This is a genomic window from Pseudomonas sp. NFPP24 (assembly GCF_900112095.1).
GTDB lineage: Bacteria > Pseudomonadota > Gammaproteobacteria > Pseudomonadales > Pseudomonadaceae > Aquipseudomonas > Aquipseudomonas extremorientalis.
Map to the genome: position 1 here is coordinate 92,161 of NZ_FOKD01000006.1, position 17,891 is coordinate 110,051.

Sequence of the window (17,891 nt, forward strand, 5' to 3'; positions counted from 1 at the left end):
AAAACAATAACGCGTTGATCATTCAAGCACGGAAGGAACCGCCATGAACCGCCTAAGCGTACGCAACCATGTTGATATCCCCCTGGACGACCATTCCAACCCTGGAACTTTCTACACGTTCAGTGGGTTGGACACGGCACACGAACATATCGTGATAAAGCTTGGCCCCGCCAATCCCATCAGCCCGTTGGTGCGTATTCATTCCGAATGCCTGACCGGCGATGTATTCAGTTCACAGCGCTGTGACTGCGGCCCGCAATTAAACGAGTCGATCCTGCGCATGCAGGAAGTGGGTGGCTATCTTATCTACCTGCGCCAAGAAGGCCGCGGCATCGGCTTATATGCAAAGTTGGACGCCTACCGCCTGCAGGATTCTGGCATGGACACGTTCGAAGCCAATACTCATCTGAACTTTCCGGAAGATGATCGCGACTTTTCCATGGCCGCAGGCATGTTGAAAGCGCTGAACATCAAACATTGCCAATTGATCACCAATAACCCGGACAAAGTTCAGGCCCTGGTGGATAACGGCATTGTAGTGGACAACGTTATTCCGACCGGTGTGTTTGTCACCCGACATAACACTCATTACTTGCAAGCGAAAGTCGATAAGAAAAATCACGTGATCAACCTGATGAAACAACCGAAGCGCGCCTGAACACTTTCTTTCGCCCACACTACATTAAGGATGATGACGCATGAGACACTTTGGCCCTATTAGCGGTATCGCAACATTCAACGATACTTACGTTGCAACCGCCGGTTATGACAACCAGGTTATTTTGTGGGATGCAAAAACCAAGACGCCGATCCAGCGCGTGCTCCACGACCACCTGGCCAACCAATGTGCGTTCAACGCCAGCGGCACCCTGCTGGTCAGTGCCAGCAGCGACTACACCGCCCGCGTCTGGGAAATCCCTTCGCTGCGCTTGAAAAGCGTGCTGGTGGGTCACGATGACGACATCGAAATGGCTGCCTTCTCACCGGATGGCCAGACCATCGCCACCTGCTCGCGGGACCACAGCATCCGCCTGTTCGACCTCAGCGGGCGAACCCTGCGGATCCTCAGCGGTCACGATGCCGACGTGATTTCGGTGTGCTGGGCCGCCGATGGCAAGACCCTGGTTTCCAGCAGCGATGACGGTTCGATCCGCCGTTGGGACGCTGCCAGCGGCGAACAACTGGACCTGATCGACCTGGGCGGCGTCGAAACCGACACCGTCGCCCTGTCCCGTGAGGGCATCATTTTCGCCGGTGACGACGAAGGCAAAATCTCCGTGATCAGCAGCAGCGGCACCTACCTGCAAGCTGCCCATGCCGCCGGCATCAAGCGCATCGTATGGAACGACGCGCAGCGCCTGCTGGTCAGCCTCAGCTACGACCGTTGCGTCATGCTGTGGGAGTTGACGCCCGACAACCAACTGGTAAAAACCGCCCAGACTTCACTGCCAAGCATCATCTGGCCACGCAGCTGTGCATTGCTGGGCAACCATCGCATCGCCTTCGTGACCTTCGGTTCCACCTACGCCACCTGGGATTTCATCACTCAGGAATGGGACGTGGGCGGCATCGAGCCGGCCATCAGCTTGAACGCCGTCACGGTGGTCGGCGACGACATCTACAGCATCGGTGATGCCGGCATCCTGCAGATCAATGGCCAGCCCAGCACCAAGGCCGGCAGTCTGTGCAACTTCCTGCTGCCCTTCGGCGACAGCGTGTTGACCGGCGGCCAGATGGGCACGGTGTTCGACGCCAAGACCGGCGACGTCATCTACCAGCACCGCTCACCGCTCAACTGCGGCACCACCTTCGAAAAAGATGGCCAGTTGCACGCCGCAATCGGTACGTACACTGGCGAAGCCTTGATCTTCAATCTGGAACACCAGCAGCCGCGCTTCCTGCGCGAAGTGCGCATGCACGAGAACGCCATCAAGGGCATCGCCGCCGATGAACAGTACCTGTTCAGCGTATGCGCGACAGCGGCCGCAGCGTTCTTCCGGATCGAAGACTTCGAGCTGGAAACCTACCTGGACAAGGCCCACGACCGTATTTCCAACGGCTGCACGCAGATCCAGGGCGGCTTTGCCAGTATCGGTCGCGACCTTAAGCTGCGCCTGTGGCAAGCCGGCAACAGCGAGGTGTATGACACCCCTCACAGCCACTCGATCAAGTGCATTGCGATCTCCAAGGACCGCCAGATGATCGCCACCGGCAGCTACGGCGGCACCGTGGCCGTGTTCGACCTGGCCAAGCGCAAATGGGCAAAGGTGGAGAAGATTACCGCCAGCGGTATTTCATGCCTGACCCATGACGCCGAAGGCAGTGGCTTCCTGGCCAGCGCCTACGACGGGCGTATCTACCCGATCACCGCCCACGCTGTGGCAGGGCAACGCCGCCCATGACCCACTTCAGCGAAATCGACTTTCAACATATGCATCATGCATTGTCGTTGGCCGAGCGCGGCAGTCACTCCACCTGGCCCAATCCACGGGTCGGGTGCGTCATCGCCCACGGTGCACACATCGTGGGCGAGGGCTGGCATCGGCGTGCGGGCGGTCCGCACGCCGAGGTCTTCGCCCTGCGCCAGGCGGGTGCCCTGGCCAAGGGCGCCACGGCCTATGTGACGCTGGAACCCTGCAGCCATGTCGGGCGCACCGGTGCCTGTCACCAGGCGCTGATCGAGGCTGGCGTGGCGTGTGTGGTCGTTGCCCATGAAGACCCGTTCGAGCAGGTCGACGGTCGTGGGATCGCCGAACTGCGCGACGCCGGGATCGAGGTTCGCGTGGGCTTGCTCAATGCGGTCGCCCGCGAGTTGAACCGTGGCTTCCTGTCCTCGGTCAAGCGCCAGCGGCCGTGGGTGCAACTGAAGATGGGCATGAGCCTGGATGGCCGCACCGCGCTGAACAACGGGCGCTCGCAATGGATCACCGGCGCCAGGGCGCGCGCCGATGTGCAGTATTGGCGAGCGCGCAGTGCAGCGATCCTCACCGGCAGCGGCACGGTGCTGGCCGACAACCCCTCATTGACCGTACGCGAGATGGCATCCGCCGAAGCCATCGCGCCGCTGCGGGTGATCCTCGACAGCCAGGCGCGGGTGCCGGGTACCGCGAGGGTGTTCGACGACCAGGCGCCAAGCCTGCATGTGGTGCACGAGCAACATCTGCCGCCAGGCGCCAACGCCGAGCGCTTGCTCGGCCTGCCGGGCAACCAGAATGGCCTCGACCTGCATGCCTTGATGGTCCATCTGAGCCAGCGCGGCTTGCATGATGTGATGGTCGAGGCCGGGCCGACCCTGGCCGGCAACCTGCTGCGCGCCGGGCTGGTGGATGAGCTGTTGCTGTACGTCGCGCCGCGCCTGCTCGGCGACCTCGCACGGCCGCTGGTGCATTTGCCGGAGCTGGAAAACCTCACCCACTCCCTGGACTTCACCCTGTACGAAGTGACCCAGTTGGGCCAGGACTTGCGATTACGCCTGCGCCCCGATCAGTCGACCTGCACGGTATGAGCTACCACTTGCTTGACCTGTTCGCGCAACCACGCATGTGCCGGGTCGTCACAGAATCGCTGGTGCCAGATCTGCACAAAGGGAAAGCGCGGAATGCTGAACGGTGGCGGCAATTGCACCAGGTCCGGGTTGAGCAACGTGTCTTCCAGCGTGCGGGTGGCCACGGTAAGGATCAGGTCGGTGTTGTGCAACAGGCTCGGCGCCGTACGCCAGTGCGGCACGCTGACGGCGATGCGACGACGCAAACCTTCGGCACGCAACAGGCTATCGACTTCACCATTGGCACCTCCGTCCATGGACACCTGGATATGCGGGCGCTCCAGGTAGCTCTCCAGATCCAGCATGCCGTCCTTGGACAGGGTCCGCCGGTCGAGCAGGCAGGAAAACGTTTCCTCGAACAACACTTCCATCGACACATCGGGCGTCAGGCTGGGGAACACCCCCAGCGCCAGGTCGATCTTGCCCTGCGCCACTTGCTCGAACATCGCATGCCGGCTGCCCTGGGTCACCACCAGCGTGGTGTTCGGCGCCTCGCTGCGCAGTCGCACCAGCAACTTGGGCAGGATAATCGCCGCGCCGTAGTCCGACATCGCCAATTGAAAGGTACGTTGGGAACTGGCCGCGTCGAAGTCGATGGACTTGCCGAACAGCGTTTCGATTTGGCTGAGGATGTCGCGCAACGGCACCTGGATATTCTGCGCCAGGGCGCTGAGTACCACTTCGTTACCCTCGCGGATCAGGATCGGATCGTCGAGCAGCACCCGCAACTTACTCAAGGAGTGACTGATGGCCGGCTGGCTCAAATGCAGTCGCGCACCGGTGCGGGTGACGTGTTTTTCAGTCAGCAGTGCATCGAGCACCACCAACAGATTCAAATCGATATTGCGCAGTAGGACCGTGACCATGCTGTGAATTCCATCTCAGGGAGCAACCTTCAACAAGGAGCAAAACCATGCCTCAACTCAAACGAATCATTGAGACCGCGCTGTACGTAGACGACCTCGACCGCGCCAAAGCGTTTTACGCCCGGCACCTGGAGCTTGAGACGATGGTCGAGAGCAACGTACTCGTCGCGTTAAATGTCGGTCAGCAGAATACTCTCTTGCTCTTCAAACGGGGCGCCTCTCTTCAAACCAAATACTTGAGCGGCGGCGAGATCCCTCCCCATGACGCCAACGGGCGCATTCATATCTGCTTTGCCATCGACGCCGACGATCTGCCGACCTGGGAGGCGCGCCTGGACAACGCGAACATTGCCATCGAGGGGCGCACCCACTGGCCCAAAGGTGGATCGAGCATCTATTTCCGCGATCCGGATGAGAACCTCGTCGAACTACTGACGCCGGGCTGCTGGCCCATTTACTGATTGCCGCTCAAGGAATGAAGCTTATGTCACACGTCAGTCGATCCGGACGTGCCGTCTCACGAACCAGCGTGGCGCTGTTGATCGCCGTGGTTGTCCTCATTGCGTTGGCGTGGGCATTGTGGCGCTGGAGCCATCAGGCTGCCGCTGCCTACGCGCCCGCGCCGATCAAAGTCGCGGTGGCGCCGGTCAGCGACGCCCCCTTCACCCGCTACCTGGAAGCCATCGGTGAGCTGGAAGCCGTGCAACAGGTGAGCGTACCCGCCGAAGTCGGCGGACGTGTGGTGCAGTTGCCAGTGGAATCCGGCCAGCGCGTCGAGCGCGACCAAGTGCTGGTCAGGCTCAACGATGCTCCCCAACGCGGCAACCTGATGCGCCTGCAGGGTGAGTTGGAAAATGCCAAGGTCAAACTGGAACGCTCGCGCACCCTGGTCAAGGTGAACGCCACGTCCCGCGAAGCCTTCGACAATGCCCAGACCGAATACACCACCGCCCAAGGCGCCCTGCAGGAACTGAAGGCGCAGATCGACCAATTGACCATACGCGCACCGTTCGCCGGCACCCTCGGGATCCGCAAGGTTCACCTGGGCCAATTTGTGAACCCCGGCGACAGCCTGATCAACCTGGTCGGCGACAAGGGCCTGTACGTGAACTTCAGCGTGCCGGAGCAAGCCCTGGCCCAACTGAAGGTCGGCAATACCCTGGATGTGCAACTCGATGCGCTGCCGGGGCAACGCTTCAGCGCACGTATCAGCAGTATCGACCCGTTCCTCGACCGCTCGCGCACCCTGAGCGTCCAGGCGCTACTGCAGGCCCCCACCGACGGCGCCCTGCCGCGCATGTTCGCCAAAGTGCGCCTGCCGCAGTCACTGCCCGGCAATACCTTGAGCGTGCCGGAAACCGCCATCACCTATAACGCCTACGGCGAAGATGTCTTCGTGGTGCAGCCATCGACCGATGCCAATACCCCACCCGTCGTCCGCCGCGTATTGGTCAAGACCAGCGAGCGGCGCAATGGCCGCGTAGTGATCGATGCGGGTCTGAATCCGGGTGACCGCGTGGTGATTTCCGGGCAGATCAAACTCAGTGACGGTGCCGCTATCGAGCCCCTCGAACGTACGGTGTTGAACGATGCCAACCCGTCCTCGGGGATGACCATGGCCGGAGAAAACCCGTGAAATTCACCGACCTGTTCGTACGTCGCCCAGTGCTGGCCCTGGTGGTCAGCCTGCTGATCGTACTGGCCGGGCTCAAGGCCTACCTCGACCTGCCTGTGCGCCAATACCCGCTGTTGGAAAGCTCGGTGATCAGCGTGACCACCGATTACCCCGGCGCGCCCGCCGAGCTGATGCAAGGCTTTGTGACCCAACCGATCAACCAGTCCCTGGCCTCGGTGGAAGGCGTGGACTATGTCAGTTCCTCATCGGTGCAGGGCCGCAGCCAGATCACCCTGCGCATGGCACTCAACCAGGACTCGGCCAAGGCGTTGAGCGATGTGATTGCCAAGGTCAACCAGGTCAAATACCGCCTGCCTGAACAGGCCTATGACCCGGTGATCGAACGTTCCGCCGGCGATGCGACAGCAGTGGCATACGTGGGGTTTTCCAGTGATTCGCTGTCGGCCTCGGCCTTGAGCGATTACCTGAGCCGCGTGGTACAGCCGTTGTTTTCCACGATCGACGGCGTGGCCAAGGTCGAGACCTTCGGCGGCCAGCGCCTGGCCATGCGCCTGTGGCTCGACCCGCAACGCATGGCAGGCCACGGCATCAGTGCCGCCCAGGTGGAACAGGCGATCCGCGACAACAACTTCCAGGCAGCACCGGGGCAGATCAAGGGCCACTATGTGATCTCCTCGATCCAGGTCAACACCGACCTGAGCAGCCTCGATGAGTTTCGCAACATGGTCATCAGCAACAACGGCGACCACCTGCTGCGCCTGCGCGATATCGCGACCGTCGAGCTGGGTTCGGCTGCCTACGAAACCAGTGCGTTGATGGACGCCAGGCCCGCAGTGCACCTGGGCCTCTATGCGACACCCAAGGGCAACCCGCTGTTGATCGTCGCCGACATCAAGCGCCTGCTGCCGAACATCGAGAAAACCCTGCCGCCTGGGGTCAAGGTGGCGCTGGCGTTCGAGACCGCGCACTTTATCGAAGCCTCGATTATCGAAGTCATCGAAACGCTGATCGAGGCCATCCTGATCGTGGTGGTGATCATCTACCTGTGCCTGGGCTCGGTGCGCAGCGTGATCATCCCCATCGTCAGTATTCCATTGTCGATGCTCGGCGCCCTGGGCTTGATGACGTTGTTCGGCTTCAGCATCAACCTGCTGACGCTGCTCGCAATGGTGTTGGCGATCGGCCTGGTGGTGGATGACGCGATTGTGGTGATGGAGAACATCCACCGGCATGTCAAGGAAGGCCGCAGCGCGCTGCAGGCTGCCTTGTTCGGCGCGCGCGAGATCGCTTCCCCGGTGATCGCCATGACCATCACCCTGGCGGCGGTGTACATGCCCATCGGCCTGATGAACGGCCTGACAGGCGCGCTGTTCAAGGAGTTCGCCCTGACCCTGGCCGGCGCCGTGCTGGTCTCCGGGGTGATCGCCCTGACCCTGACCCCGGTCATGTGCGCCAAGCTGCTACCGGGCCAGGAGCATGAAGGCACCATGAGCCGCCTGGCCGAGCGCTTCTTCCACCGCCTGGCACGCCTGTATCAGCGCGCGTTGCTGGGCTCGCTGCGCAAGCGCGGGCTGATCCTGTTGTTCGGCGCCGTGGTGCTGCTCAGCCTGCCCTGGCTGTATGGCCATGCCAGCAAGGAATTGGCGCCCAACGAAGACCAGGGCAACCTGCTGCTGGCGATCAAGTCACCGCAGCACGCCAACCTGGATTATGTAGAGCGCTACGCCTATCAGTTGAGCGGGATTCTCGGCCACTTGCCGGAGACCGTGAGCACCTGGATCATCAACGGCAATGACGGTGTCGCCGCGAGTTTTGCCGGGGTGAACTTCACCGAATGGTCGCAGCGTCAGCGCAGCGCAGCGACAATCCAGGCCGAGCTGCAACAAAGCGTCGATGCCGTGGAAGGCAACTCGATCTTCGTGTTCCAGTTGCCGCCACTGCCCGCCTCCACCGGTGGCTTGCCGGTGCAAATGGTGATGCGCAGCACAGAAGACTACCGCTCGCTGTACCAGGCCATGGAAACGCTGAAAACCCAGGCGCGGGCCAGCGGGCTGTTTGCGGTGGTCGACAGTGACCTGGCGTTCAATAACCCGGTGACCCAAGTGCGCATCGACCGCAGCAAGGCCAACAGCCTGGGGATTCGCATGCAAGACATCGGCAGCACGCTGGCGGTGTTGATCGGTGAGAACTACACCAACCGGTTCGCCCTGCAAGGCCGCTCCTACGATGTGATCCCCCAGAGCCAGGCCTCGCGACGCCTCACGCCCCAGGACCTGAATGGCTTCTACGTCGACACCGACACCGGCCAGCAGGTGCCGCTGTCCACCGTGGTGAGCCTGCACAACGTGATCGAGCCGAACAAGCTCAAGCAGTTCAACCAGCAGAACAGCGCGACCTTCCAGGGTATTCCTGCGCCCGGCGTCAGCCTTGGCCAGTCAGTGGCCTTTTTGCAGGAACACAGCCGCCAGTTGCCCGCCAGTTTCAGCCATGACTGGCAGGCCGATTCGCGGCAGTTCATCCACGAGGGCAATGCGCTGATGCTGACCTTCCTGTTCGCGCTGATCGTGATCTACATGGTGCTGGCCGCGCAGTATGAAAGCCTGACCGACCCGCTGATCATCCTGATCACGGTGCCGCTGTCGATCTGCGGCGCGTTGATTCCCCTGGCGCTGGGGCTGGCGACCATCAATATCTACACGCAGATCGGCCTCGTCACCCTGATCGGTCTGATCAGCAAGCACGGGATCCTGATGGTCGAGTTCGCCAACGAGCTGCAGGTGCTGTACCGCTGCACCCCGGCCCAGGCGATCATGCGCGCGGCACGCATTCGGCTGCGGCCGATCCTGATGACCACGGCGGCCATGGTGGTGGGCCTGGTGCCGATGCTGTTCTCGTCAGGTGCCGGCGCCGGCAGCCGCTTCGGGTTGGGGCTGGTGATCGTGATCGGCATGCTGGTGGGCACGCTGTTTACCTTGTTTGTACTGCCGTCGGTGTACACCCTGCTTTCCAGGGCACATAAACCGGCAATCGATTGGGCACAGGTCGAGCAGTCGGCCTGAACACAAAAAACGGGCGTCCCATGGGACGCCCGTTTTAGTCAGTGCCGAGGGTCAGAGATGGGATTCGGCGTATTCGGCCAGGATCGAACGTGGAACACCCTGCAGCGCAATGTGTACGCCGTTCGGGAAATCCTTGAAGCGTTCAGTCAGGTACGTCAGCCCGGAGCTGGTCGCGGACAGGTAAGGGGTGTCGATCTGTGCCAGGTTGCCCAGGCACACCACTTTGGAACCGGCGCCGGCACGGGTGATGATGGTTTTCATCTGGTGCGGCGTGAGGTTCTGGCATTCATCGATCAGGATCAGGCTCTGCTGGAAGCTGCGACCTCGGATGTAGTTGAGGGATTTGAACTGCAACGGCACTTTGCTGAGGATGTAGTCGACACTGCCATGGGTGTTTTCATCATCCATGTGCAAGGCCTCGAGGTTGTCGGTGATCGCCCCCAGCCACGGCTCCATTTTTTCCGCTTCGGTGCCGGGCAGGAAACCGATCTCCTGGTCCAGGCCCTGCACGCTGCGGGTGGCGATGATGCGGCGATAGCGTTTGGTCACCATGGTCTGCTCGATGGCGGCAGCCAGGGCGAGGATGGTTTTCCCCGAGCCTGCGGCGCCGGTCAGGTTGACCAGGTGGATGTCAGGATCGAGCAGCGCGTACAGCGCCAGGCTCTGGTAGATATCACGCGGTTTCAGGCCCCAGGCCTCCTGGTGCAACAGGGGTTCCTGATGCAGGTCGAGGATCAGCAACTTGTCGACCTGGATCTCTTTGATCCAGCCCACGAAGCCCTGTTCGTCGACGATGAACTCATTGATATGTACGGCCGGCAGGTTATCGATCAGCTGCACCTGGTGCCAGGTACGGCCATGGTCCTGACGGGTTTCGACCTTGCTGACGCGGTCCCAGAACGAGCCAGTCATCATGTGATAACCACGGGACAGCATCGACACGTCGTCGACCAGTTGGTCGGTACTGTAGTCCTCGGCCGCGATCCCACACGCTCGGGCCTTGAGGCGCATATTGATGTCTTTGGTCACCAGCACTACGCGCAGGTCCTTGTCACGGGCATGCAGGTCGATCAATTGGTTGATGATTTTGTTGTCGTTCAGGTTTTCCGGCAGCAGGCTGTTGGGCTCGCTGCGCTTGCTCATCAGAATCGACAGCAAGCCCTTGGGTCCGCTTTTGCCACGCTGGATCGGCACGCCGACTTCGACATCTTCTGGCGAAGCTTCGCCCAATGTCTTGTCGATCAGGCGGATGGCCTGGCGGCATTCGGCGGCCACGCTGTGGTGCCCGCTTTTGAGTTTATCGAGCTCCTCAAGCACGATCATCGGGATGGCGACGTGGTGTTCTTCGAAGTTGAGCAGTGCGTTTGGATCGTGGATCAATACGTTGGTATCAAGCACATAAAGGATTGGCTGGTCGGAAGAAGGGTTACGTCCATGATCATCCATACTCGGTCACCTTTGTGGGAGCCAGTCGACGCAATACCTGGGCGGTGCTGCGCCTCGATTCGACCACCGACTGCACCTGAGTGACGTCAAGCGCAGTGCCCACATGAGGAGTCTTGGAAGACGCCACCTGTGTTGCAGGTTTCGGCGATCTGACTTCGTAATACCGCAAAACGTGTGACAGGAAAAAGCACTTTGACGCTTTTTTGAAGTTTATTTTTCAGGATGACGAATAGCACTAGCCGAGTGCCACTTACCCCGCTAAAGTCGGAAGTCCGCCTGCATCGAAATGTCGCACAAAATTACCCCGAAATCGCCCAAAACCCAACAGTTCCGGGCACTTCAGCGAAACGCCTCCCGGCAGTCCTGCCAACCCAGACCACTCTGCGCCGTCGCCTGCAACAGCATGGGCAAAGCGACCCGTGCCTTGTCCTGGGTGTCGTGGAACACAATCACGCCTTTGCGCCACAACAGCATCAAGGTCAGCACCCGTTGCGCCGACTCATCGGCCTTGAGCTTGCCCGGTTCATCCTGGGAATCGATGTCCCACAACGCCACCTGCAAGCCCTGGGCTTGAAAGAACCCCTGGCTGTCCGCGCGGCGCTGACCATAGGGCGGACGGAACAGCGGCACGTAGTTTTCCGGCATCAGGTTTTGTGCCAGCGAAGCGCTGCGGGTAATCGAGCTCTGCCAGTCCACCCAATGGCTGTGGGAACGATACTGCCAGCCCTGGGTGCCGACGCACTGGCCCTGGTACAGCGCCTGCACATCGGCAACCGAACTGCGCTCGACACGGGCCTGCAGGCTGCTGCCAAGGGTGAAGAAGGTCGCGCTCATCTTCTGCTTGCGCAAATAGTCGGCGAGCCAGTCGGTATTGCCGCTGACCGGCGCAGGGCCGCCGTCGAACGTCAGCAGGAACAGGCGGTCGTTGAACTCGTCGCCATTGCGCTCATGGTCGCCGAAACGTGCGACTTCGCTGCTGATCTGCGGAAACAGCGCGGCCTTGCGCAGCAATTCATCCAGGTAGCGCTCATGGAAGGTATGGCTCGGAGCGGCCCAGCCTATATAGAAGGAGTCTTCGCTCACCTCGAACTTGCCGGCCTGCTCGCGCAGGTCGTCCATGTTCTCCACCAGATAGCAGAACGAGGCGTCTTCCGCGCAGCTCTGCTGGGCGAAGGTGTAGTTCTCCAGCAGGCGCTGCCAGAGCTGGCGGCGCAGGTCGTCGATGGCGGCCAGGTTGATGATCTTCAGGCCCAGGCGCTGCTTGAGCGCGGTTTCGTCCTGGTTCTCGCTGGCCAGCAGGCTGTGGGCGAACATGAGGATTTCGGCACGTGAAGCCACATCGAACAGTGCCGGGCTGCCGAGTTTTTCGGGCCAGGTGCCACGGTCAAGGCTGGCCACATCCACGGGTGCTGCCTGGGCATTCAGGCATAGCAGGCATGCCGACAATAAAAGCGCTATTCGCACACAGGGTCTCCCTCTCCAGAGTCACCGGCCATCATAGCGGATCCCGCCTATCGCCATCATAGGTGGAGTCAAAACGCCCCAGCCCCTAGAATCGCCTCACGTTTAAAGGAGACGACTTCATGCTGATGGTGATTTCCCCCGCCAAGACCCTCGATTTCGAGACCGCGCCGGCGACCCAGCGCTTTACCCAGCCGCAGTACCTGGACCACTCCCAGGAGCTGATAGAGCAACTGCGCACCCTCAGCCCGGCGCAAATCAGCGAATTGATGCACGTATCCGACAAGATCGGCGGCCTCAATGCCGCCCGCTTCGGCAGCTGGACCCCGGCATTCACTCAGGACAATGCCAAGCAGGCGCTACTGGCCTTCAAGGGCGATGTGTACACCGGCCTGAACGCCGAGACCTTCAGCGATGCCGACTTCAGCTACGCCCAGGACCACCTGCGCATGCTCTCGGGCCTGTATGGCCTGCTGCGCCCCCTGGACCTGATGATGCCGTACCGCCTGGAAATGGGCACCAAGCTGCCCAATGCCCGTGGCAAGGACCTGTACGCCTTCTGGGGCACGCGTATCAGTGAGTGGCTCAACCAAGCGCTGGCCGAACAAGGCGACGACGTGCTGCTAAACCTGGCCTCCAACGAATACTTCTCGGCGGTCAAGCGTACGGCCTTGAAGGCGCGGATCATCAACACCGAGTTCAAGGACCTGAAGAACGGCCAGTACAAGGTCATCAGCTTCTACGCCAAAAAAGCCCGGGGGATGATGAGCCGCTTTGTGATCGAGGAACGCATCAACGACCCGGCGAAGCTCAAGCAGTTTGATGTGCAGGGCTATCGCTTCAACGCCGAGCAGTCCAAGCCGGATAACCTGGTGTTTTTGCGCGATCACGCACCAGAATAAAGCTCCCGAGAACACTGATGAACAAATGTGGGAGGGGGCTTGCCGCCGATGGCGATGGGTCAGCCAGCTTATGTTTAGCTGACCCACCGTCTTCGGGGGCAAGTCCCCTCCCACATGTTTAACCGCATTTTAATTCGCGAATCGTCATTTTTTTGGCGTCAAAAAATATCCCGACGCATCTCTAACAATTCTTTCACTCGACATTCGTCGATTTTTTTCGTAGTGGCACCACTTTTTTCAAACACTAGTGGCACAAAACTATCCCCGCGCGCCAACTCCCTATAACTACTGGCTCAAATAGCAAGTGCTATCAATATACTACCAGTGCCATCTTTCCTAATATTTCAAGAAATTTCAGGAAACAGGATGAGCGGCCCGGAACTTCGTCTAAACGCACGGCTCATACCACCGGTAACGAAATTCTCTGCTTCTGTAAGAGATGACTTACATGACGACCCAAGGAAGTAGCAAAGTTGCCCCATCAACTTTGACTCACGGGTCATATCATCAACTGATATGAGTTGAGGGCAGCGATAAGGATTAATTGCTATCCCCTATAGGCCAAGGCAGCGCTTACCCAAATGTGTCAGTGACGACACCCAAGATGTTGATAAATAAGGGCCTAAAGCCCCCATCAGGATCTTGTGGCACTGGCGTCGGCACCTTTCCCCAGAAAGGCCGGCTGCATTTCAGGGCAAGCCCCAATAACAAGGCCAAGTTGCGCACAACTTGAGTGCAATTGTTAGTCACTCGCTAATTAACATGCCTGTACGCGGTAAGTTGGCGTCTATTCGCCTTAACTTTCGCGGCATCAGTGACGCTTGCAAACATGAACTCCGCCATTAATTGGCATGATTAACACAGTCTTGAAGACAAAGAGGTAAATGCGATGCGCATCAGCATATTTGGTCTCGGTTACGTTGGCGCAGTCTGTGCCGGTTGCCTGTCTGCCCGTGGCCACGAAGTGGTCGGCGTAGACATCTCCAAGGATAAGATTGACCTGATCAATGCAGGCAAATCGCCCATCGTTGAGCCCGGTCTGGGCGAGCTGTTGAGCCAGGGTATCGAAACCGGTCGACTGCGCGGCACGACCAACTTCGCCGACGCCATCCGCGATACCGACCTGTCGATGATTTGTGTCGGCACACCGAGCAAGAAAAACGGCGACCTGGAGCTCGATTACATCGAAGCCGTGTGCCGCGAGATCGGTTTTGTCCTGCGTGACAAAACCACCCGCCACACCGTGGTCGTGCGCAGCACCGTACTGCCGGGCACCGTGGCGAACGTGGTGATCCCGATCCTCGAAGACTGCTCCGGCAAAAAAGCCGGCATCGACTTCGGTGTCGCGGTCAACCCGGAATTCCTGCGTGAATCCACCGCCATCGCCGACTACGACCAGCCACCGATGACAGTCATCGGCGAGTTCGACAAAGCCTCCGGCGATGTCCTGCAGTCGCTGTACGAAGAACTCGACGCACCGATCATCCGCAAGGACATCGCCGTTGCCGAGATGATCAAGTACACCTGCAACGTATGGCATGCCACCAAAGTGACGTTCGCCAACGAAATCGGCAACATCGCCAAGGCCGTCGGCGTCGACGGTCGCGAAGTGATGGAAGTGGTATGCCAGGACAAGACCCTCAACCTGTCCCAGTACTACATGCGCCCAGGCTTCGCCTTCGGTGGTTCGTGCCTGCCCAAAGACGTGCGTGCCCTGACCTACCGCGCCAGCTCCCTGGACGTGGAAGCGCCGCTGCTCAACTCGCTGATGCGCAGCAACGAGTCCCAGGTACAGAACGCCTTCGACATCGTCTCCAGCCACGACAAACGCAAAGTCGCCCTGCTGGGCCTGAGCTTCAAGGCCGGCACCGACGACCTGCGCGAAAGCCCGCTGGTTGAACTGGCCGAAATGCTGATCGGCAAGGGCTTCGACCTGAGCATCTACGACAGCAACGTCGAGTACGCCCGTGTCCACGGCGCAAACAAGGACTACATCGAAGGCAAGATCCCGCACGTGTCGTCCCTGCTCAACTCGGACTTCGACGATGTGATCAACAACTCCGACGTGATCATCCTGGGCAACCGTGATGAGAAGTTCCGTGCCCTGGCGCAGAACGCACCACACGGCAAGCAAGTGATCGACCTGGTGGGCTTCATGTCCAAGGCCACCTGTGCCACAGGCCGTACCGAAGGCATTTGCTGGTAACAGCAACGGCAAGTTCCGGGCTGCAAGCGTACCTATCCCCAGCGCTTGCAGCCGGGAGCCTTCTTCACCTTCGGATGACGCTTATGTCCAAGTTAAAACACGTACTGCTCCAATCCGCCGGCTGGCTGTTCTTTTTGAGCCTGCTGATGGGACTCGCCCTGCTCTTGCCGGCGAGTACGTTCGACTCCGAGTCGAAGAATTTTATTTTCCTGATTGGCGCCGTCGGCATCTGGCGCTACTCGATGGGTGCTACGCATTTCTTTCGCGGCATGCTGTTCCTGTACGTGGTCTACCCGCACCTGCGCCGCAAAGTGCGCAAGCTGGGCAAGGCCGCCGACCCGTCCCATGTGTTCCTGATGGTCACCAGTTTCCGTATCGACGCGCTGACCACCGCGCAGGTCTACAGCTCGGTGATCCGTGAAGCCATCGAATGTGGCTTCCCCACCACCGTGGTCTGCTCGCTGGTGGAAATGTCCGATGAGCTGCTGGTGAAGAGCCTGTGGGAACGCATGAATCCACCGGAACACGTGAAGCTCGACTTCGTGCGCATCGCCGGCACCGGCAAACGCGACGGCCTGGCTTTCGGTTTCCGCGCCATCTCCCGCCACCTGCCGGACGACCGTGCCGTGGTTGCCGTGATCGATGGCGACACCGTGCTCGCCGAAGGCGTGGTTCGCAAGACCGTGCCGTGGTTCCAACTGTTCGGCAACGTCGGCGGCCTGACCACCAACGAGTTCTGCGAAGTGCGCGGCGGCTACATCATGAGCGAGTGGCACAAGCTGCGTTTCGCCCAGCGTCACATCAACATGTGCTCCATGGCCCTGTCCAAGCGCGTGCTGACCATGACCGGCCGCATGTCAGTGTTCCGTGCCAGCGTGGTCACCGACCCGGGCTTTATCGCCGACGTGGAAAGCGACTCGCTGCAACACTGGCGCCTGGGCCGCTTCAAGTTCCTCACCGGCGACGACAAGTCCAGCTGGTTCAGCCTGATGCGCCTGGGCTACGACACCTTCTACGTGCCGGACGCCGCAATCAACACCGTGGAACACCCGCCGGAAAAGAGCTTCATCAAGGCCAGCCGCAAGCTGATGTTCCGCTGGTACGGCAATAACCTGCGCCAGAATTCCCGTGCCCTGGGCCTGGGTGTGCGTCGGCTGGGCCTGTTCACCAGCATCGTGCTGTTCGACCAGCGCGTGTCGATGTGGACGTCCCTGCTCGGCCTGACCGTGGCGATCATCGCCACCTTCAAATACGGCGGCGCCTTCATCCTCGCGTACCTGCTGTGGATCGGCATCACTCGCCTGATTCTCACCCTGCTGCTGTCGTGCTCCGGCCACAAGATCGGCCCCGCGTACCCGGTGATTCTCTATTACAACCAGATCATGGGCGCGCTGGTGAAGATCTACGTGTTCTTCCGCCTCGATCAACAGTCCTGGACCCGCCAGGACACCAAACTGACCCGCGATTTGGCCAGCTTTCAACGTTGGTTCAACACCTGGTCGTCTCGGACCATGACCTTCTCCGCCGGCAGCATCTTCGTTGCCGTGTTGCTGATGATGGTCTGACCCTGCCAAGCCTGAATTAACTCTAGGAAATTGCCCTGATGAACAGCCAAGTAAATGCCAATGTTGTCCACGAATCCGAAGCCCAGCGCCAACATGCCCGCGTAAAAATCCCGGCCAAGCTGCGCTTCTTCAACACCGACCGCACCCAGACCGAAGCACGGGTGATCGACCTGTCCGCCGGCGGCCTGGCGTTCACCGCCACCCAGCCGTTGACCGTCGGCGAAGTGCACAAGGGCCGCCTGCAATTCGTCATCGATAACCTTGGCCTGGCCATGGACGTGGAACTGCAGATCCGCTCCTACGACCGCCAGACCGGTCGCACCGGTTGCCAGTTCCAGAACCTCGACGCCCAGGATATTTCCACCCTGCGCCATCTGATCACCTCGCACCTGTCCGGTGACATCGTGACCATGGGCGACGTGCTGGCGACCCTGCAACGTGACAACTTCACCAAGGCACGCAAGGTCAAGGACAGCGGCAGCAACATGAGCGCCGCCGGCCGCCTGCGCGCCGTGGTGTTCAGCGCGGGTATCTTCATCGTCGGCCTGGCGGCTTTCGGTTTCGTCTTCAAGTCGGTGTACGGCATGTACTTCGTCAGCCATGCCCAGGCCGGCCTGGTGAGCGTGCCCGGCATGAACGTGACCATGCCACGCGACGGCACCGTGCAGAGCCTGCTCAAGGGTGATGCGGTCGCCGCCAAAGGCGCGCCACTGGCGACCTTCAGCACCAGCATGCTCGACGTGCTCAAGGGCCACCTGGACGAAGACCAACTGCAACCGGCCAAGGTTGAAGAGCTGTTCGGCAAGCAAATGACCGGCACCCTGACTTCGCCGTGCGATTGCGTGGTGGCGCAGCAACTGGTGGCTGACGGTCAGTACGCCAGCAAGGGCGACGTGATCTTCCAACTGGTCCCACGCGGCAGCCAGGCCAACGTGGAAGCACGCTTCACCTATCGCCAGTTCGCCGATGTGCGCCCAGGTACCCCGGTGAGCTTCCAGGTGGCCGACGAGGAGCAGATCCGCACCGGCACCATCGTCAGCAGCACCAGCCTGAACAGCGCCGACCTGTCCTCCGACATCCGCGTGCAGATCAAGCCGGACGCACCGCTGGACAGCACCTACGCCGGTCGCCCGGTGGAAGTCACCAGCGACCGTGGCCCATCGCTGAACTGGCTGATCGATAAAGCCATGGCTGCGGGTCTTTAAT

The 17,891-nt window shown here is 60.4% G+C and carries 13 protein-coding genes; 10 read left to right on the forward strand and 3 right to left on the reverse strand.

The genetic code is table 11. The annotated features are described in order from the left end of the window. Positions 1 to 43: 43 nt before the first annotated feature. Genes ribA through ribD form a run of 3 tightly spaced genes read left to right on the forward strand, consistent with a single transcriptional unit; the run spans position 44 to position 3,505 of the window. Complete coding sequence (gene ribA, locus BM026_RS14380; protein ID WP_071488579.1) at positions 44 to 658, forward strand: GTP cyclohydrolase II; 615 nt, start codon at positions 44 to 46, stop codon at positions 656 to 658. A gap of 40 nt (positions 659 to 698) precedes the next feature. Further along, positions 699 to 2,402, forward strand: a complete 1,704-nt coding sequence (locus BM026_RS14385; protein ID WP_093512402.1) for a WD40 repeat domain-containing protein — start codon at positions 699 to 701, stop codon at positions 2,400 to 2,402. Beyond that, positions 2,399 to 3,505 (forward strand): bifunctional diaminohydroxyphosphoribosylaminopyrimidine deaminase/5-amino-6-(5-phosphoribosylamino)uracil reductase RibD, encoded by a 1,107-nt coding sequence (ribD, locus tag BM026_RS14390; RefSeq protein ID WP_092240859.1) that lies wholly within the window; start codon positions 2,399 to 2,401, stop codon positions 3,503 to 3,505. The genes BM026_RS14385 and ribD overlap by 4 nt, the downstream gene beginning before the upstream one ends. On the opposite strand, the gene BM026_RS14395 is transcribed toward ribD, so the two are convergent. Beyond that, a complete protein-coding gene (locus BM026_RS14395) occupies positions 3,484 to 4,410 on the reverse strand; it encodes a LysR family transcriptional regulator (protein ID WP_071488576.1) in 927 nt (308 codons plus the stop codon). The two genes, ribD and BM026_RS14395, sit on opposite strands and share 22 nt — an antisense overlap. Before the next feature lie 47 nt (positions 4,411 to 4,457). On the opposite strand from BM026_RS14395, the gene BM026_RS14400 reads away from it, so the two are divergent. The 3 genes from BM026_RS14400 to BM026_RS14410 are packed head-to-tail and all read left to right on the forward strand — an operon-like array spanning position 4,458 to position 9,105. Continuing rightward, a complete protein-coding gene (locus BM026_RS14400; protein ID WP_058422912.1) occupies positions 4,458 to 4,871 on the forward strand; it encodes a VOC family protein in 414 nt (137 codons plus the stop codon). A 23-nt stretch (positions 4,872 to 4,894) separates the two neighbouring features. Then, positions 4,895 to 6,046 (forward strand): efflux RND transporter periplasmic adaptor subunit, encoded by a 1,152-nt coding sequence (locus BM026_RS14405; protein ID WP_093512404.1) that lies wholly within the window; start codon positions 4,895 to 4,897, stop codon positions 6,044 to 6,046. After that, positions 6,043 to 9,105 carry a MexW/MexI family multidrug efflux RND transporter permease subunit gene (locus tag BM026_RS14410; protein WP_093512406.1) on the forward strand — a complete coding sequence of 1,021 codons (3,063 nt, stop codon included), beginning with the start codon at positions 6,043 to 6,045 and terminating at the stop codon, positions 9,103 to 9,105. The genes BM026_RS14405 and BM026_RS14410 overlap by 4 nt, the downstream gene beginning before the upstream one ends. A 51-nt stretch (positions 9,106 to 9,156) precedes the next feature. Here BM026_RS14410 and BM026_RS14415 read toward each other — a convergent pair whose 3' ends face one another. Together BM026_RS14415 and BM026_RS14420 are read right to left on the reverse strand one after the other, a co-directional pair. Next, positions 9,157 to 10,551: a PhoH family protein gene (locus tag BM026_RS14415; RefSeq protein WP_005785025.1), complete on the reverse strand. Its 1,395-nt coding sequence runs from the start codon at positions 10,549 to 10,551 to the stop codon at positions 9,157 to 9,159. Between the two features lie 339 nt (positions 10,552 to 10,890). After that, positions 10,891 to 12,015 (reverse strand): polysaccharide deacetylase family protein, encoded by a 1,125-nt coding sequence (locus BM026_RS14420; protein WP_092240854.1) that lies wholly within the window; start codon positions 12,013 to 12,015, stop codon positions 10,891 to 10,893. 119 nt (positions 12,016 to 12,134) lie between these two features. Between BM026_RS14420 and yaaA the strand changes: the two genes are divergently transcribed. The 4 genes from yaaA (at position 12,135) to BM026_RS14445 (ending at position 17,890) form a co-directional block, all read left to right on the forward strand. Further along, positions 12,135 to 12,914 carry a peroxide stress protein YaaA gene (gene yaaA / locus BM026_RS14425; RefSeq protein WP_093529103.1) on the forward strand — a complete coding sequence of 260 codons (780 nt, stop codon included), beginning with the start codon at positions 12,135 to 12,137 and terminating at the stop codon, positions 12,912 to 12,914. 889 nt (positions 12,915 to 13,803) lie between these two features. Beyond that, entirely contained in the window at positions 13,804 to 15,120 is a 1,317-nt protein-coding gene (locus tag BM026_RS14430) for a nucleotide sugar dehydrogenase (protein WP_093119704.1), read from the forward strand. A gap of 83 nt (positions 15,121 to 15,203) precedes the next feature. After that, positions 15,204 to 16,685 carry a mannuronan synthase gene (gene alg8 / locus BM026_RS14435; protein WP_162276396.1) on the forward strand — a complete coding sequence of 494 codons (1,482 nt, stop codon included), beginning with the start codon at positions 15,204 to 15,206 and terminating at the stop codon, positions 16,683 to 16,685. Between the two features lie 38 nt (positions 16,686 to 16,723). After that, entirely contained in the window at positions 16,724 to 17,890 is a 1,167-nt protein-coding gene (locus tag BM026_RS14445; protein ID WP_071488569.1) for an alginate biosynthesis protein Alg44, read from the forward strand. The last annotated feature ends 1 nt before the right edge of the window (position 17,891 follow it).

Coding starts and splice junctions, on each gene's coding strand:
- BM026_RS14395 (WP_071488576.1), bottom strand. CDS start 4,410: ATGGTCACGGTCCTACTGCGCAATATCGATTTGAATCTGTTGGTGGTG.
- ribA (WP_071488579.1), top strand. CDS start 44: ATGAACCGCCTAAGCGTACGCAACCATGTTGATATCCCCCTGGACGAC.
- BM026_RS14415 (WP_005785025.1), bottom strand. CDS start 10,551: ATGGATGATCATGGACGTAACCCTTCTTCCGACCAGCCAATCCTTTAT.
- BM026_RS14400 (WP_058422912.1), top strand. CDS start 4,458: ATGCCTCAACTCAAACGAATCATTGAGACCGCGCTGTACGTAGACGAC.
- BM026_RS14445 (WP_071488569.1), top strand. CDS start 16,724: ATGAACAGCCAAGTAAATGCCAATGTTGTCCACGAATCCGAAGCCCAG.
- BM026_RS14385 (WP_093512402.1), top strand. CDS start 699: ATGAGACACTTTGGCCCTATTAGCGGTATCGCAACATTCAACGATACT.
- yaaA (WP_093529103.1), top strand. CDS start 12,135: ATGCTGATGGTGATTTCCCCCGCCAAGACCCTCGATTTCGAGACCGCG.
- BM026_RS14405 (WP_093512404.1), top strand. CDS start 4,895: ATGTCACACGTCAGTCGATCCGGACGTGCCGTCTCACGAACCAGCGTG.
- BM026_RS14430 (WP_093119704.1), top strand. CDS start 13,804: ATGCGCATCAGCATATTTGGTCTCGGTTACGTTGGCGCAGTCTGTGCC.
- ribD (WP_092240859.1), top strand. CDS start 2,399: ATGACCCACTTCAGCGAAATCGACTTTCAACATATGCATCATGCATTG.
- alg8 (WP_162276396.1), top strand. CDS start 15,204: ATGTCCAAGTTAAAACACGTACTGCTCCAATCCGCCGGCTGGCTGTTC.